Consider the following 15,751-nt stretch of genomic DNA (forward strand, 5'->3'; position numbering starts at 1 on the left):
CCGCTCACGTCGAGCGGCCCCGGCGGCCGGTGAACATCGCGACGAGACCGCGGAAGGCGCGGTCGTCCATCGTCCCGAACGGGTTGTCGTGCGCGATGTACGTCCAGGTCGCGGTGGGACGCCGGACGCCCGCCGCCGACAGGTCCGCGTCCGGCGGCAGCGCCGCGAACGCCTCGACGGCGGCGTCCCGGGCGTCGGCGAGCAGGCGCTTGCCCGCCGGGACGGCCTCGCGGTTGAACTCCACCAGCGGATCCAGGCCCCGGCCGAGCGACCGCAGGTGGATGCCTTCGCGCAGGTCGGCGAGGTAGGCCAGATGGCGCGACCAGGCACGGTCCAGGTGGAACAGGACGAGCTGACGGGCCGCCGCCGCGACCGCGTCCTCCCCCGCCGCGTCCGCCAGCTCGCGGTGGTGGGCGGCGGCGCGGTCGCGCATCAGGGCGTCGGCCGCGTCGCCGCGCAGGACGCGGTCGCGCTCGGCGAGGACGTCGGCGCGCTGCAACCCGATCAGGTGGTTGTACCGCCACGTGTTGCGGTGGATCTCCAGGTCGACGCCCTCGGCGACGCGCTGGGCGTGGCCGGCGATCCAGTGCGCGCCCTTGCCGGTGACCAGCCCGTCGTCGCCGGCCGGGCCGTCGTGGGTCTGGCCGGGCGCGTAGCGGGTGACGAGGTCGTCGGTGAGCGCGGTGAGGAACACCGAGCCGCCGGGGTCGCCCTGGCGTCCGGCCCGGCCGCGGAGCTGATCGTCCAGCCTGCTGCTGTGGTAGTGGCCCGTCCCGACGACGAGCAGGCCGCCCGCGCCGACCGTCCGGTCGCGGTCGGCGCCGTCCGCGCCGCCGAGCCGGATGTCGGTCCCGCGCCCCGCCATCTGCGTGGACACGGTGATCGCCCCGAACGCGCCCGCCTCGGCGATGATCGCGGCCTCGGCGGCGTCGTTCTTGGCGTTGAGGACGACCGGGTCCAGCCCGACCCGCCGCAGCCGCCGCGCGAGCCGCTCGGACGCCGCGACGTCCGGCGTCCCGGCCAGCACGGGCCGTCCGGCGGCGTGCGCGCCGGCGATCACCTCCACGACGGCGACGTCGCGGTCCTCGGCGGTGGCGTAGAGGCGGTCGGGCTCGTCCACGCGGATCCGGGGCCGGTTCGGCGGGACGACGACCACGTCCATCTCGTAGAACTCGCGAAGCTGCCCGGCGACGGCGAGCGCGGTGCCCGTCATGCCGCACCGCACCGGGTAGCGGCCGATCATCTCCTGGACGGTGATCGAGTCGAGGATCTCCCCGCCGGGCGACGCCGCGAGCCGCTCCTTGGCCTCGACCGCCGCGTGCAGGCCGTCCGGCCAGCGCTGGAGCAGCGCGACGCGGCCTTTCGACTCGCTGATCAGCTTCACGGCGCCGTCCCGGACGATGTAGTCGACGTCGCGGTGCAGCAGCGCCTCGGCGTGCAGGGCGAGGTTGACGGCCGTCAGCGCCGGCAGGTGCGCGGGCGCGTACAGGTCGATGCCGCCGAGCGCGCGTTCGACCTCGCGGGCGCCGACCGGGGTGAGCTGGACGTTGCGCGCCTCCTCGTCCGTCGTGTAGTCGCGGCCGGGCCGCAGCCGCCGCACCAGCTCGGCGTGGAAGCCCGGGAGGTCGGTCGGGGTCGGTTGGTCGGGGGATACTGCGAGGTCGGTCGGGGTCGGTTGGTCGGGGGAAGCCGCGAGGTCGGCCGGGGTCGGATCGTCGTCGGTGTTCCCGGCGAGGACGAGCGGGACCATCGCCTCGTCCACCAGCACCGAGTCCGCCTCGTCGATGAGCGCGACGCCGGGCTCGGGCAGGACCAGCTCGTCCGGGTCGGTGGCGAGCCGGTCCCGCAGCAGGTCGAACCCCGCTTCGCTGACCGGCGCGTAGGTGATGTCGGCGGCGTAGGCGGCGCGGCGCTCGTCGGGCGCGGACTCCTGCACGACCCAGCCGGACGTCATGCCGAGCAGCGCGTGCAGCGGGCGCATCCACTCGGCGTCGCGGCGGGCGAGGTAGTCGTTGACCGACAGGACGTGGACGCGCCGTCCGCGCAGCGCGTGCCCGGCGGCGGCGAGCGCCCCGGCCAGCGTCTTGCCCTCGCCGGTGGCCATCTCGGCGACCCGTCCGGACAGCAGCGCCAGGACACCGACGAGCTGCACGTCGAACGGCCGCTCGCCGAGCGTGCGCCGCGCCGCCTCCCGGCCGAGCGCGCAGAACGCGGCGAGGTCGGCGTCGGCGCGCAGGCCCGTCCCGCGCAGCTCGGCGACGGCGGCGGTGAGCGCGGCGTCGTCGAGGGCGCGGACGTCGTCCTCACGGCGTCCCGCCGCCGCCACGACGGCCTGGAGCGGCCCAATGTCCGCGCTACCCGGCCGCTGCGCCAACCTGCGCAGACGCTCCCGCAGAGCCATGCGTCCTCCTCGCCGGGTCCAGGCGGCCTCCCCGCGCGGCGCCGGGAGGACCGACGAGCCGCGCACCTCCGGCCGCGCGGACCCGCCTAGCCCCGAAGGTAACGCGCGCGGACGCGCCCCGCGTTCCCCGGCCCCGGGCGTCGGCCGAAGGTCGCACCGCGAACTCGTCCTCTGGGTGGATCCGGCGTGCCAGAAGGAGCTGGGACGATGGAGGTCATACGGGGTTTGCGGCGGGACGGGGAAAGCCCGCCGCGGAAATCAGGAGTCGCCATGACACCGACGGCACGCTGGGCCGCCGCGCAACGACGCAAGCGCGAAATCATCAACAGGACCGTCCTGGACCGCGCCTTGCACGACCCACGGCGCGTCGCACCCGCCACCACCACGGCACCGCAGCCGCAGAAGTAACCCGCGCGCCGCCGCCCCCGCACGGCGGCGCCCGGCATCACCCCTCCACAACCCGCCCGCCCTGCCACGCCCACGCGCACACATGCGCACGCGCACGCACGCGACGAGCTCCGCCCGCCCTGCCGCGCAAGGGCACGCTCAGGCGACAAGCTCCGCACGCCCGCGCGTCCGCGCGTGCGGCGAGTTCGGCGCGCACGCGCGGCGGCTGGGCGGTGTGCGAGGTCGGCGGGTCAGGAGGCGAAGACTTCGTCGCGGGCCTGTTCGACGGCGGCGTGGAGGGCGCCGCGCAGGACGGGCGGGCCGTCCACCTCGCTGACGGCCACGGCGGGGCGGGTCGGGCTGATGCGGCCGACGACGCGTTCGATCCGGGCGGCGAGGGGACGGCCGCCGGCGACGCCCAGGCGGCCGGACAGGACGACCAGGCCCGGGTCCAGCACGATGTTCACCGAGGTCACGCCGTAGGCGATGCGGTCGGCCAGCTCGTCGAGGAACGGGCCGCCGCGCGACTCGTCCGCGGCGGCGGCGCGGACGCAGGCGACGGCGGTCGGTTCGGTGAAGCCGTGCTCGTGGGCGAGGCGGCGCACCGCGTCCGCGCCGACCAGCGAGCCGTAGCCGCCCGCCAGCGCGGGGATGCCCCAGGAGGTGGACTCGGTGACGCCCTCGGCGGCGCCGGGCGCGCGGCGGGCCGTGCCCACGGGCAGCGGCGCGCCCGGGACGGGCAGGTAGCCGATCTCGCCCGCGCCGCCGAACCGGCCCCGGTGCAGCCGTCCGCCGAGCATCACCGACAGGCCGATGCCGCGGTCCAGCCACACCAGCGCGAAGTCCTCGGCGGACGCCGCCGCCCCGTACGCCCGTTCGGCGAGCGCGGCGAGGTTGACGTCGTTCTCCAGCGTCACGGGGGCGCGCAGGTCCGAGCGCAGCGCCGCGAGCACGCCCGCGTGCCAGCCGGGCAGGTCGAACGCGAACTGGACGTCGCCCGAACGCGGGTCCACGACGCCGGGCGTCCCGATGACGAACGCGCTGAGCCGTCCCACCGCGACGTCCGCCGACGCGCACGCCTTGACGACGGCGTCGTGGACGAGCGGCGCGGGCGCGTCCGTCCCGTTCGGGTCGACGGTGACCTGCGCGACGACCCGGCCGGTGATGTCGGCGACGCCGGCCGTCACCCCGTCCGGCCCGACCTCCAGCCCCGCCACGTAGGCGCTCGACGGTACGACGGCGTACAGCGCGGCGTTGGGCCCCCGGCCGCCCGCCTGCTCGCCCGCGACCTCGACCAGCCCGCGCTCCTCCAGCCGCGCGAGGAGCTGCGACGCGGTGACCTTCGACAGCCCCGTGTGCTCGCCGATCTGCGCCCGCGTGAGCGGTCCGCGGCTGAGCAGCAGGTCCAGCGCGGCGCGGTCGTTCAGCTCGCGCAGCAAACGCGGCGTTCCGGGCCGTCGGGTCATGCTTCGACCACCTCGATGTCTCAATCCGCTAACGAGCCGTTTTAAATAGGAAACTTTCTTGTTAGTTTACGCCCCAGGCGCCCGACCCGGTTCCCCGGGGGAGGCGCACCGAGCGCCACTGGCGAGCAGGGCGCCCGCGAGCGGTGCGACGGCGTGCACGGCATGGCTGGACCCTACGGGTTCTCCGCGCCGGGGCACGAAGCACCGCAGGCCGGGCGGGCGATGCCGGAAAGGAACCCCCAGTGAAATACACCAGGATCGCGGCGACGACGGTCGCGATCGCCCTGGCCGCCTCGGCCTGCGGCGGCGACAAGAAGGACGGCGCGGACACGGGCAAGGACCCCGCGCGGCTCAAGGTCTGGATGATGGGCGACGGCACGCCCGAGCAGACCAAGTTCCTCGACCAGGTCGAGACGGAGTTCCGGCAGAAGCACCCGAACACCGACGTCCAGGTGAAGTACGTCCCGTGGCCGCAGGTCGCGACGACGTTCCAGAAGGCCGCCGCCGGCGGCGAGGGACCGGACGTCACCGAACTCGGCAACACCGACGTCCAGTCCCACATCGAGCAGGGCAACCTCCTCGACATCAGCGACCAGGTCGCGGGCTGGGCCGACGCGGGCAAGCTCAACAAGACCGCCCTGGAGAACGACAAGGCGGACGGCAAGACCTACGCGCTCCCCTGGTACGGCGGCGTGCGCGGCGTCTGGTACCGCACCGACTGGTTCACCAAGGCCGGCATCACCCCGCCCAAGAACTGGGCCGAGCTGACGGCCGCCGCCAAGAAGATCCAGGACGCGCAGAAGGTCCCCGGCATCGGCGTCCCGACCGACCAGACCAACGCGCTGCTCAGCTTCGTCTGGGGCGACGGCGGCGACATCGCGTCCAAGCAGGGCGGCAAGTGGGTCGGCCAGTTCACGTCCCCGCAGGTCAAGGACGCCGTCTCGTACTACACGGGCCTGATCACGACCGACAAGGTCGCGCCCGAGAAGTACGTCGGCAAGAACGAGCTGCAGGGCCCGCAGACCGACTTCGCGCTCGGCAAGCTCGGCATGTACATCGACGGGAGCTGGGCCTACGCCCAGATGAAGAAGATCGCGCCGAAGAACGCCGACAAGTGGGCCGTCTTCCCGATCCCGGCGAAGAACGGCGGCAACGCCCCGGCGCTCGCGGGCGGCTCGGACGTCGCGGTCTGGAAGGACACCAAGGCGGCGACGGCCGCGTTCGACTACGCCACCGTCCTGAACAACGCCAAGAACGCCGCCGCGTGGGCCGACATCAGCGGGTTCTCCTCGATGCGCTCGGACGTCCGGTTCTCCGACCCGAGGCTCGGCGTCTTCACCGACATCGCCGCCAACACCAAGTTCGCGCCGATCAGCTCCGGCTGGGGCGAGTTCGAGCAGAGCAAGAAGGTCGTCCCGAACATGCTGAAGGCGATCGTCCAGGGCAAGCCGATCGACGACGAGCTGAAGAAGGCCGACGAGCAGGCCAACACGCTCCTCAACCCGTAAGGGGACGAGATGCTCGACACCGCGTCCGCGGTGGGGAAGGCGCCGGACCGGGGCGATCCGCCCGGTCCGGCGCGCTCCCGCCGCCTCCGCCCCGGGCCGTATCTGCTGATCCTGCCCGCGCTGGCCGTGATCGCCGTGCTGATGCTCTGGCCGATCGGCCAGATCGGGGTCATGTCGCTGCAGAAGATCGGCAACCGGCAGCTCCGCGGCGAGCCCGCCGAGAACGTCGGCCTGGAGTACTTCCGGACGATCTTCGCCGACCCGTTCTTCTGGCAGACGCTCCGCCACACCGTCCTGTTCGCGGCCGTCGCCGTGACGCTCACGATGACCGTGGGCACGCTCATCGGCCTGCTGCTCAACCGGCTCGGCCGACGCATGGCCAACCTGGTCGCGGGCGGCGTGCTGGTCGCGTGGGCGACGCCGCCGGTCACCGCCGCGATCATCTTCTCCTGGCTGTTCGGGACGACCGGCGGCCTCGTGAACTGGCTGCTGGACCGGCTCCCCGACGCCCTCGTCGGCGGCGGCTGGGCCGACTACAACTGGTTCGCGACGCCGCTGTCCACCTACACCGTGCTGACGGTCTGCGTGGTCTGGCAGGCGTGCCCGTTCGTCGCGGTGTCCGTGCTGGCCGGGCTGAAGAGCGTCCCGGACGAGCTGTACGAGGCGGCGCGCGTCGACGGCTCGGGCCCGTGGCGGTCGTTCTGGACGATCACCGTCCCGCTCCTCAAGCCGATCTTCATGGTGCTGATCGTCATGTCGGTGATCTGGGACTTCAAGGTGTTCACGCAGTTGTTCGTCATGTCCGGCCTCGCCAACCGGGACGCCTTCAACCTGTCGCTCTACGCCTACTCCGAGGCGTTCGGCTCGCTGAACCCCAAGCTCGGCATGGGCTCGGCCATCGCGGTGGTGCTCACGCTGATCCTGCTCGTCGTCACGGCGGTGTACGTGCGGGTCATGGTCCGGCAGGGGGAGACGGCATGAGGCGGCGGAAACTGCGCGCGGCGGGGTTCAACGTCCTCGGGCTCGTCGTGTTCGCGCTCGCGGTGTTCCCCGTCTTCTGGATGGTGTCGACCGCGTTCAAGCCCGACGACGCCATCTTCAGCGCGACGCCGAAGCCGATCACGCTGCACCCGACGCTGAGGCACTTCGGCGACGTCCTCGGCAACCCGGTCGCGGAGGTGTCCTTCTGGACGTACTTCCGCAACAGCCTGGTGCTGGCTCTCGTGACCGTCGTGGCGTCCGGCCTGCTGGCGCTGCTCGCGGCGACGGCCGTCGCCCGGTTCCGGTTCCGCTTCCGGACGACGTTCCTGGTGCTGCTGCTGATCGTCCAGATGGCGCCCCTGGAGGCGCTGGTCATCCCGCTGTTCCTGGACCTGCGGCGGCTGGACCTGCTGAACAGCCTCAGCGGCCTCGCCCTGGTCTACGTCGGGTTCTCGGTGCCGTTCGCGGTGCTGCTGCTGCGCGGGTTCGTCGCGGCGATCCCGAAGGAGCTGGAGGAGGCGGCGGCGCTGGACGGCGCCGGGCCGGTCCGGGTCTTCTTCAGCGTCCTGCTGCCGCTCGTCGCGCCCGGACTGGTCGCCACCAGCATCTTCTCCTTCATCACCGCCTGGAACGAGTTCCTCTTCGCGTTCACGTTCCTCGACGACCAGGACAAGGCGACCCTGCCGATCATGATGCAGTACTTCTTCGGGCACAGCGGGAACGCCTGGGGCTCGATCATGGCGGCGTCCACGCTGCTCACGCTCCCCGTCATCGTGTTCTTCCTCGCGATCCAGCGCCGCATGGTGTCCGGGCTGACCGCCGGGGCGGTGAAGGGATGAGCGAGGAGGTGTCCCGGCTGGCCCGCGCCGCGCTGCTGCCGGGCTTCGCGGGCGCCACCGCCCCGCGCTGGCTCCTGGACGAGCTGGAGCGCGGCCTCGGCGGCGTCACGCTGTTCGCGATCAACGGCAACGTCCCCGGGCCGGACGCCCTCGCGGCGCTGACGGCCCGGCTGCGCGAGGTCGCGGCCCCGATCGTCACGATCGACGAGGAGGGCGGCGACGTCACCAGGCTCGGCGGGCACGTGGCGGCCAGCCCCTATCCGGGCAACGCCGCGCTCGGCGCCGTGGACGACCCGGACCTCACCCGCCGCGTCTACCGGTCGCTCGGCGCGGAACTGGCCGCCGTCGGGGTGAACGTCAACTTCGCGCCGTCGGTGGACGTCAACACCGCCGCCGCGAACCCGGTCATCGGTACCCGGTCGTTCGGTTCCGACCCCGAGCTGGTCGCCCGGCACGCCGCGGCCGCCGTCGCCGGGACGCAGGAGGCGGGCGTCGCGGCGTGCGCCAAGCACTTCCCCGGCCACGGCGCGACGGTCGAGGACTCCCATCTCGGCGTCCCGATCGTGGACGCCGACCTGGACCTGCTCGACCGGCGCGAGCTGGTGCCGTTCCGCGCGGCCATCGCGGCGGGCGCGCGGGCCGTGATGACCGCGCATCTGGACCTACCCGCGATCACCGGCGGCGTGCCCGCGACCCTCTCCCCCGCCGTGATCACCGGGCTGCTGCGCGAGCACCTCGGCTACCGGGGCGTGATCGTCACCGACGCCCTGGACATGGAGGGCGCGAGCGGCGCGATCGGGATCCCCGAGACGGCCGTCCGGGCGCTGCTGGCGGGCGCGGACCTGCTGTGCCTCGGGCCGCGCGAGCACGCCGACTCGGTGCGGGCCGTCCTCGCGGCGATCACCGGGGCCGTCCGGACCGGACGGCTGCCGCTGGAACGGCTCGCCGACGCCGCGTCCCGCACCGAGGCGCTGCGGCGGCCGCCGGGCGCGCCGGCCGCGCGGCCGGACCGGGCCGCCGGGCTGGACGCCGCCCGCCGCGCCCTCCGCGTCACCGGGACGCTCCCGGTCTTCGCCGCGCCGCCGCTCGTCGTGGAACTGTCGGCGGACGGCAACATCGCGGTCGGGCCGACGCCGTGGGGCCTCGGGCCGTTCGCGCCGGACGCCGTCCGGGCCGACGGCTCCCCCGCCGAGGCCGCCGGGCTGGTGGAACGTGCCCACGGACGCGGGCTGGTGATCGTCCTGCGGGACGCGCACCGGCACGCGGGGCAGCGCGCCCTCGCGTCCGCGCTGCTCACGGCCCGTCCGGACGCCGTCCTCGTGGAGATGGGCCTGCCCGTCTGGCGGCCCGAGGGGACCGTCCATGTGGCCACCTACGGGGCCGCCGCGGCCAACGCCCGCGCCGCCGCCGAGTTGCTCGAACTTACCGCCGCGTAAAGCCCGCTGACCTGCGGTCCGGCCACGGGGGCGCCGGACCGCACCGGCCCTTGGCGGGGAGGTAAGCCAGACCAGTCAGATCGACAAGGGATAATACGAGCATGCGATTGTCCGCCCGGGTCGACTACGCGCTGCGCGCCGCCGCCGAACTGTCCGTCGCCGGAGACCGTCCGGTGACCGCGGTCCAGCTCGCGGAGGCGCAGCAGATCCCGCCCAAGTTCCTTGAGAACATCCTCGGCCAGCTCCGCCGTTCCGGCCTGGTGCGCAGCCAGCGCGGCCCGGAGGGCGGCTACTGGCTCGCCCGGCCCGCCGGGGACATCAAGCTCGCCGACATCATCCGCGCCATCGACGGGCCGCTGCTCGGCGTCCGGGGCGAGCGCCCCGAGCACGTCGGGTACCAGGGTCCGGCCCGCTCGCTCCAGGAGGTGTGGATCGCGCTGCGCGCCAGCGAGCGCGGCATCCTGGAGACCGTGTCGCTCCAGCACATCGCCGAGGGGCGCCTGCCCGACGCCGTCCAGAAGCTGACCGAGGACCCCGCCGCCTGGGAAAGCCCGTCCTTCCTCTGACGTGCCCGAAGGCGACACCGTCCGGCTGACCGCCGCGCACCTGGACGCGGCGCTCACCGGGCACGCGCTGACGCGCGCCGAACTGCGCGTCCCGCGCCACGCCGCCGCCGACCTGCGCGGCCGGACGGTCCTGTCCGTCGCGTCGCGCGGCAAGCACCTGCTCATCCGCGTGTCGGGCGGGCTGACGATCCACGTCCACCTGCTGATGGAGGGCCGGTTCCACGTCGGCCCCGCCGGCGCCCCGCCGCGCGGCCACCGGGTCCGGCTGGTGCTCGGCACCCGCGACGCCCTGGCGGTCGGGACGTCGCTGGGCAGGCTCGATCTGCTTCCGACGGCCGCGGAGCCCCGCGTCGTCGGCCATCTCGGACCCGACCTGCTCGACACCGCATGGGGGCCTGCGCTCGCCGACGAGGCCGTCCGGAACCTGCTGGCCGCGCCCGAGCGTGCGATCGGCGAGGCGCTGCTGGACCAGCGGCTGCTGGCCGGGATCGGGAACGTCTACAAGGCCGAGATCCTGTTCCTGCGCGGCGTGAACCCGTGGACGGCGCTCCGGGACGTCCCGGACCTCCCGGCCGTCGTGGACCTCTCCCACCGCCTCCTGGACGCCAACAAGGACCGCCACGGCCACATCACCACCGGCGACCGCCGGCCGGGCCGCGAACACTGGGTCTACGGCCGCGCCGGGCGCCCCTGCCGCCGCTGCGGCACGCCCGTCCGCCGCGCCGACCAGGCGTCGGACGTGGGCGAACGCGTCACCTTCTGGTGCCCCGCCTGCCAGGCGCCCTGAAGCCCCGGCCCTGTCGGGGCCGGGGCCGTGCGAGCCGATGATCAGGACTGGGCCTGGAACATCCAGTGCTGCTTCTCAAGGCTCGCGGTGATGCCGATCAGAAGGTCCTGGGTGATCGGGTCGGGCTCGTCGGTCGCGGCGACGCGCTCGCGGAACCGCGCGATGATCTGCGCCAGGGCGTCGGTCACCGCCGCGACGGCCTTGTCGTCCTCCAGATACCCCGCTTCGAGCTGGGGGATCTCGGTGCGGTCGGCGATGGTGCGCGCCCGGCCGTCGGGGTTCACGCCGATCGCGACCGCGCGCTCGGCGACGTCGTCCTGCGCCTGCCGGGCGAGATCGACGATCTCGTCCAGGTGCTCGTGGACGACCTTGAAGTTGCGGCCGGTGAGGTTCCAGTGCGCCTGCTTGGCGTACAGGGACAGATCGACCAGATCGACCAGCGCCCCCTGCAGCGCGTCCCCCGTCACCTTCTGCGCCGACTCGCTCAGCGGGCTCTTGATCGCCGCCATCGTGGGACTCCCTCCGTCGTAACCGGTCCGTCCGTTATCAACGTCAGACCTGCCCGCATATGCCGTGCATACGCGTGAGACCGCCCACACGGGCGGGACGGACCCGGGCGACGGCGCACGACGCACCGTCCCGGGTACCCCACGTGCGACCCCCGTCAGGCGGCCACCATGTCGGCGCGGAACTCGCCGGTGATCTCCTCTGGCGTGGCCGGGATCTTCTCGGTGAGCCGCTCGTGCTCGGGCGCACCCGCCATCACCGGCTCGTGCTGCAGCTCGGCGAGGGCCAGAGCGTCCGCGACCTCGCGCAGGACGTGCGACAAGGGCACGCCCAGCGCCTTGCAGATCGACGCGAGCAGCTCCGACGAGGCTTCCTTCTGCCCTCGCTCGACCTCGGACAGGTATCCGAGGGAAACCCGTGCCGCCGCGGACACCTCGCGGAGGGTGCGTCCCTGGCGCAGCCGCAGCTGCCGCAGTACGTCACCGAGCAGCTGGCGAAGCAGGACCATCGTCTCGCTCCCTCCCTCAGTTCGGACCATCTACCGCTTCCACCGTACCCGCCCGGAGGGTGGGCATGGCAGACCGTCGATTTCGTGTTCGCTCGGAACGTAACGCTGTAATCAGCCCTACTCTTCCGGATCTTTACGAGCGTGCTGGGTTCCCGGCTCGGCGTCAAGCCCGAGAATCGTGCGCCGGAGCAGTTCAAGGGCCTGGACGACCGTCATCCGCCGCACCACGCCCCGGGCCTCGGGGCCGCCCGCCGCCACCGGGAGTCGCGGACTGACCACGACAGGTTCCGCTCCGGGTCCGGCCACGCCGACGTGGAGCGTGCCGACCGGCCGCCCGTCCTGGGGGTCCGGACCGGCCACTCCGGTGACGGCGAGGCCGTAGTCCGCGCCGATTCGGTCCCGGACGCCGGCGGCCATGTGCGCGGCCACGTCCGGGTGGACGGCCCCGTGCCGCTCCAGGAGTTCGGCGGGGACGCCGAGCAGCCGGTGCTTCAGTTCCGTCGCGTAGACCACCTCGCCGCCCGCGTAGGTCGCCGACGAACCGGGCATCGCGGTCAGCTCCGCCCCGATCAGCCCGCCGGTCAGCGACTCGGCGGTCGCGACGGTCGCGCCGCGCTCGGCCAGCAGGCGGTGGACGACCCGGTCGAGGGACTCGTCGCCCGTCCCGTACACGCAGTCGCCGAGCAGGTCCCGCGCGGCCCGCTCCGCCTCGGCCAGCAGCGCCCCGGGGTCCGCGCCCGCCGCCGTGATCCGGATCCGGACCTCGCCCGGGGACGGCAGGTAGGCCAGCCGCACGCCGTCCATCCGCTCCACGGGCGCGAGCCGCGTCGCGACGACCGACTCCCAGATCCCGGCCGTCCGCAGCGTGCGCCGCGCGACCGCCGGGAGCCCCGCGCGCTCCTCCAGCTCGGGCAGGACGGTCGCGTCCACGAGCGTCCGCATCTCGTGCGGGACACCCGGCAGCGCGTACACCACGCCGCCTCCCAGCTCGATCCGCAGCCCCGGCGCGCTGCCCTCGGAGTTCGGCAGGACGCGCGCGCCCTCGGGGACGTCGGCCATGCGCAGCGCCATCGGCTCCAGCGTCCGCCCGGCCGCCGCGACGCGCTCGCGCAGCCGCCGCTCCAGCGCGGGGTCGCGGACGAGCGCCGCGCCCGCCGCCTTCGCCAGCGCCTCCCGCGTGAGGTCGTCGTAGGTCGGGCCGAGGCCGCCGGTCGTGATGACGACGTCCGCCCGGCGCAGGGCGCTCTCGACGGCCGCCACGATGACGTCCAGCTCGTCGCCGACGACCACGCCGCGCGTCACGTCCACGCCGTGGTCGGCGAGCCGCCGGCCGAGCCAGGCCGCGTTGCCGTTGACCACGTCGCCGATCAGCAGCTCGTCCCCGATCGTGAGCAGTTCGACGCGCATCGGCACTCCCGCCTGTCGGTGGTCCACGGCGTCGAAGATACTCGCGGGCGTCAGGCGGCGCGGGCGGCCCGGCGCAGCCGCCAGGCCTGGACGAGGTAGTCCGCGCCCGTCACCGCCGTCACGACCACGGCCGCGCCCATCAGGACGAACCGGACGGGGTCCAGCGGGCCGGGCAGGATGAAGAACCCGATCGCGAGGACCTGGAGCATCGTCTTGAGCTTGCCGCCCTTGCTCGCCGGGATCACCCCGTGGCGGAGGACGACGAACCGCAGCAGCGTGATACCGACCTCCCGGACCAGGATCACGATCGTCACCCACCACCACAGCTCGCCGAGCGCCGACAGCCCGATGAGCGCCGCGCCGGTCAGCGCCTTGTCGGCGATCGGGTCGGCGATCTTGCCGAAGTCGGTGACCAGGCCGTGCTTGCGCGCCAGATCGCCGTCGATCTTGTCGGTGACGGACGCGACCGCGAACACCGCGAACGCGGCGAGCCGCCAGCCCGTGCCGTCCATGAGCAGCAGCCACAGGAACGGCGGCACCAGGGCGATGCGGACGATCGTGAGGAGGTTGGCGACGTTGTAGAGGCTCGGCGGACCGTCCGGCCGGGGGGAGCCCGGCGTCACGCGAGGTCCGCGACCAGATCGACGCCGTCGCTGCCCGTCACCCGGACGGTCGCGAGGTCGCCGAGCGCGAGGCCCGTACCGCGCACGAGCACCGTGCCGTCCACCTCGGGCGCCTGGTGCTCGCCGCGTCCCTCGAACGCGCCGTCGTCGGTCTTGTCCTCCACCAGGACGCGCAGCTCGGTGCCGACGCGGTCCTCGGCGCGCTGGGCGGTCAGCTCGTCGGCGAGGTCGGTCAGCTCGGCCGTGCGGCGCGCGACCTCGTCGGGGTCGACCTTGCCGGGCAGGGACGCGGCCTCGGTGCCGTCCTCGTCGGAGTAGCCGAACACGCCGACCGCGTCGAGCCGGGCGTCCTCCAGGAACGCGGCCAGCTCGGCGAAGTCGTCCTCGGTCTCGCCGGGGAACCCGACGATGAAGTTGGACCGGACGCCCGCCTCGGGCGCGAGGTCGCGGATCCGGTCCAGCAGCTCCAGGAAGCGCGGACGGTCGCCGAAGCGCCGCATCGAGCGCAGCACCAGGCCGCTCGCGTGCTGGAACGACAGGTCGAAGTAGGGGGCGACGCCGGGCGTCCCGGCGATGACCTCGATGAGCCCGGGGCGCAGCTCGGCGGGCTGGAGGTAGCTGACGCGGACGCGCTCGATGCCGTCGACCTCCGCCAGGCCCGGCAGCAGCTTCTCCAGCGCGCGCAGGTCCCCGAGGTCCTTGCCGTAGGACGTGGAGTTCTCGCTGACGAGCACGACCTCGCGCACGCCGTGCGCGGCCAGCCAGCGCGCCTCCTCCAGCACCTCCGCCGGGGGCCGCGACACGTACGCGCCGCGGAACGCCGGGATCGCGCAGAACGTGCAGCGCCGGTCGCAGCCGGACGCCAGCTTCAGCGGCGCGACCGGCCCGCCGCCGAGCCGCCGCCGCAGGACGCGGGGGCCGGACGCGGGCGCCAGGCCGTCGGGCAGCTCGCCGTGGCCCGGGACCGCGACGTCGGACGCGCGCCGCTCCACCGGGCTGATCGGCAGCAGCGTGCGGCGGTCGCGCGGGGTGTGGGCGTCCCGGCGGCGGCCCGCGAGAACGTCGTCCAGCCGCGGCCCGATCTCGGCGTAGTCGTCGAAGCCGAGGACCGCGTCCGCCTCGGGCAGCGCGGCGGCCAGCTCGGCGCCGTACCGCTCGGCCATGCACCCGGCGGCGACGACCTTCGCGCCGGAGTCGTGCGCGGCCAGCAGCGTGTCGATGGAGTCCTTCTTCGCGGCCTCGATGAACCCGCAGGTGTTCACCACCACGACGTCGGCGCCCTCGGCGGACTCGGTGAGATCCCAGCCGGCGCCCTCCATGCGGGCGGCCAGCTCTTCGGAGTCGACCTCGTTGCGGGCGCAGCCGAGCGTGACGAGGGAGACGGTGCGGCGTGTGGGCATGCCCCTAAGGTAACGGCCCCGCGCCGCCGGACGGACCCGAGCCCGCCCCTACCTCACGCGGCTTCGGGGTCGGACGGCGTGAAGTCCAGGTGGACGACGTTTCCGCTCTGCCCGGGCGTGCCGAGGTCCTTGCCGTTCACCGTGAGGCGGACGCCGCCGCCGTTGCCGATGAGGACGCTGATCTTCTTCTTGGCCTTCCACTCCCGGACGGTCCCGCTGCGCAGCGTCCCGCTGAAGAGGGTGCGGCCCTTGTCGCCCCGGACGTTCACCCACGTCGCGCGGCGCGCCTTCAGCCGCAGCTCGACGTTCTTGCGCGGCGCCGCCGCCACCGGGTCGCCGGCGCGGCGGGGCTGCTGCCGGTGCGGGGACGCCGCCGCCTGGGCGGGCCGCTCGGCGACCTGCCGCGCGGCGTGCTCGCCGCCGCGCCCGCCGAAGAACTGGACGCCTCCCACGACGACCAGCGCCGCGAACGCCATCGCCATCGCCGCGCTCCAGTTCGGGCCGCGGCGCTCGCGGAACGGCACGAGCGGACGATCGGTCTCCCACGCTCCCGACGCCGACGACGGCTGCGGCGCGCCGCCATGCGCGTCGTCGAACGCGCGGACGAGCGGCTCGGGGTCGACGCCGACGACGCGGGCGATGGTGCGGATGTGGCCGCGGGCGTAGAAGTCGCCGCCGCAGGCCGCGAAGTCGTCGCGCTCGATGCCGCGGATCACGCTCTCGCGGACGCGGGTCCGGAGACTCACCTCGGTGATCGTGAGACCGGCCTGTTCCCGTCCTTCCGCCAAGGTCTCACCGATACCCACGTGAGTTCTCCCTCCCGGCACTCCGGTTGGACACCAGTCTAGAAACGGCCATGCCCGCTGTGCGACGCCCGACACGTTCTCAACCGGCCAAGATTTCGCATCAATCCGCCCACGGGCGTACCGACGGAA

14 protein-coding genes are annotated in these 15,751 nt (G+C 73.9%); 6 read left to right on the top strand and 8 right to left on the bottom strand.

Going from position 1 to position 15,751, the window contains the following annotated elements; all coding sequences use genetic code 11:
• Nucleotides 1-4 precede the first annotated feature (4 nt).
• A complete protein-coding gene (locus BTM25_RS15060) occupies nucleotides 5-2,401 on the bottom strand; it encodes a preprotein translocase subunit SecA (protein WP_103563534.1) in 2,397 nt (798 codons plus the stop codon).
• Nucleotides 2,402-3,039: 638 nt separating this feature from the next.
• The gene (locus BTM25_RS15070) at nucleotides 3,040-4,254 is read right to left on the bottom strand and encodes an ROK family transcriptional regulator (protein ID WP_103563536.1); all 1,215 of its coding nucleotides are present in this window, start codon (nucleotides 4,252-4,254) and stop codon (nucleotides 3,040-3,042) included.
• 242 nt (nucleotides 4,255-4,496) lie between these two features.
• Here BTM25_RS15070 and BTM25_RS15075 point away from each other — a divergent pair, with 242 nt between their 5' ends.
• From BTM25_RS15075 to BTM25_RS15100, 6 genes are all read left to right on the top strand, one after another.
• Complete coding sequence (locus BTM25_RS15075) at nucleotides 4,497-5,762, top strand: extracellular solute-binding protein (RefSeq protein WP_103563537.1); 1,266 nt, start codon at nucleotides 4,497-4,499, stop codon at nucleotides 5,760-5,762.
• A gap of 9 nt (nucleotides 5,763-5,771) precedes the next feature.
• Nucleotides 5,772-6,743, top strand: a complete 972-nt coding sequence (locus BTM25_RS15080; RefSeq protein WP_103563538.1) for a carbohydrate ABC transporter permease — start codon at nucleotides 5,772-5,774, stop codon at nucleotides 6,741-6,743.
• Entirely contained in the window at nucleotides 6,740-7,582 is an 843-nt protein-coding gene (locus BTM25_RS15085) for a carbohydrate ABC transporter permease (RefSeq protein ID WP_103563539.1), read from the top strand. Before BTM25_RS15080 ends, BTM25_RS15085 begins: the two co-directional genes overlap by 4 nt.
• Entirely contained in the window at nucleotides 7,579-9,018 is a 1,440-nt protein-coding gene (locus BTM25_RS15090) for a glycoside hydrolase family 3 protein (RefSeq protein ID WP_103563540.1), read from the top strand. Before BTM25_RS15085 ends, BTM25_RS15090 begins: the two co-directional genes overlap by 4 nt.
• A gap of 101 nt (nucleotides 9,019-9,119) precedes the next feature.
• Nucleotides 9,120-9,584 carry an RrF2 family transcriptional regulator gene (locus BTM25_RS15095; RefSeq protein ID WP_103563541.1) on the top strand — a complete coding sequence of 155 codons (465 nt, stop codon included), beginning with the start codon at nucleotides 9,120-9,122 and terminating at the stop codon, nucleotides 9,582-9,584.
• A 1-nt stretch (nucleotide 9,585) separates the two neighbouring features.
• Nucleotides 9,586-10,371 (top strand): DNA-formamidopyrimidine glycosylase family protein, encoded by a 786-nt coding sequence (locus BTM25_RS15100; protein ID WP_103563542.1) that lies wholly within the window; start codon nucleotides 9,586-9,588, stop codon nucleotides 10,369-10,371.
• A 41-nt stretch (nucleotides 10,372-10,412) separates the two neighbouring features.
• Here the strand turns inward: BTM25_RS15100 and BTM25_RS15105 are convergent, their stop codons facing one another.
• From BTM25_RS15105 to BTM25_RS15130, 6 genes are all read right to left on the bottom strand, one after another.
• A complete protein-coding gene (locus tag BTM25_RS15105; RefSeq protein ID WP_103563543.1) occupies nucleotides 10,413-10,880 on the bottom strand; it encodes a Dps family protein in 468 nt (155 codons plus the stop codon).
• Nucleotides 10,881-11,035: 155 nt separating this feature from the next.
• Entirely contained in the window at nucleotides 11,036-11,386 is a 351-nt protein-coding gene (locus BTM25_RS15110) for a helix-turn-helix domain-containing protein (protein ID WP_103563544.1), read from the bottom strand.
• 117 nt (nucleotides 11,387-11,503) lie between these two features.
• The gene (locus BTM25_RS15115) at nucleotides 11,504-12,820 is read right to left on the bottom strand and encodes a CinA family nicotinamide mononucleotide deamidase-related protein (protein WP_235828422.1); all 1,317 of its coding nucleotides are present in this window, start codon (nucleotides 12,818-12,820) and stop codon (nucleotides 11,504-11,506) included.
• A gap of 23 nt (nucleotides 12,821-12,843) precedes the next feature.
• A complete protein-coding gene (gene pgsA, locus BTM25_RS15120) occupies nucleotides 12,844-13,416 on the bottom strand; it encodes a CDP-diacylglycerol--glycerol-3-phosphate 3-phosphatidyltransferase (protein ID WP_103563546.1) in 573 nt (190 codons plus the stop codon).
• Nucleotides 13,413-14,816, bottom strand: a complete 1,404-nt coding sequence (gene rimO / locus BTM25_RS15125; RefSeq protein WP_103563547.1) for a 30S ribosomal protein S12 methylthiotransferase RimO — start codon at nucleotides 14,814-14,816, stop codon at nucleotides 13,413-13,415. The genes pgsA and rimO overlap by 4 nt, the downstream gene beginning before the upstream one ends.
• Nucleotides 14,817-14,869: 53 nt before the next feature.
• Complete coding sequence (locus BTM25_RS15130) at nucleotides 14,870-15,643, bottom strand: helix-turn-helix domain-containing protein (RefSeq protein WP_328589640.1); 774 nt, start codon at nucleotides 15,641-15,643, stop codon at nucleotides 14,870-14,872.
• Nucleotides 15,644-15,751 lie beyond the last annotated feature (108 nt).

It is taken from the genome of Actinomadura rubteroloni, from assembly GCF_002911665.1.
GTDB classification, from domain to species: Bacteria; Actinomycetota; Actinomycetes; order Streptosporangiales; family Streptosporangiaceae; genus Spirillospora; species Spirillospora rubteroloni.